1 protein-coding gene is annotated in these 669 nt (G+C 50.4%); it reads right to left on the bottom strand.

Translation table 11 applies throughout. The features are described 5' to 3' along the window. Positions 1-669, bottom strand: a 669-nt coding sequence (locus tag PsB1_RS11770) for a hypothetical protein (protein ID WP_284361837.1), incomplete at both ends; no start/stop codon positions are given.

The following is a 669-nucleotide window of genomic DNA, read 5'->3' as shown; positions in this document are numbered from 1 at the left end:
CCCGGCAAATTTGCAGCAACCATTGCAAAACTGCCGCTGATACTGCCTTTTTCAGAAGTGGCAATAGTCCAACTTGTCCCAAAATCAGGCACATAATTGTCAAGGAAATTCACAGCCAATCCGCCACCCAAGACAAGATTACCCGTCACAATAATCAGTCTGTCCGCAGAAGTCGGGCTGGCCACATCAATGCCCAACACACCCGTGCCGCCAAATCCAGCTCCGCCACTAATCCTCAATGTCCCCACACCACCAACAGCACCAGGGGTCAAAGTACCACTGGCCACAAGCACACCCGTTTTGGTTACAATGGATCCATTACCAGATACAACACCACCCAAAACATTGAGCTGGCTGGGCGCAAACACGCCGTCCACACGCACAAAACCCGCATCCACATATGATGATATCATCGTAGTAAGGCTACTTCCAGACTTGATGTTCAAGCCTGATTGCGCTCCACGCACATTCAATCGGTCAATCGTGGCCGTGGTATCGGTCATAGAGATCGTACCTGCCGCGCGCAAATTAACTTCAAAATAACGCGTGGAATTTTGTAACCCCGCCACACCATCGGTGTTGTTGGGCGTAAAACCCGAAGTCCCAACACCCGTCAATGCTCCAGAATTCAATGCAATCTGGCCAGTCTTCCAATCCAAAGTTCCAGAT

Source organism: Candidatus Phycosocius spiralis, assembly GCF_030158815.1.
Lineage (GTDB): Bacteria > Pseudomonadota > Alphaproteobacteria > Caulobacterales > Aquidulcibacteraceae > Aquidulcibacter > Aquidulcibacter spiralis.
The sequence above is the reverse complement of the archived record's forward strand: the minus strand, read 5'-3'. Positions and strand labels throughout refer to the sequence as shown.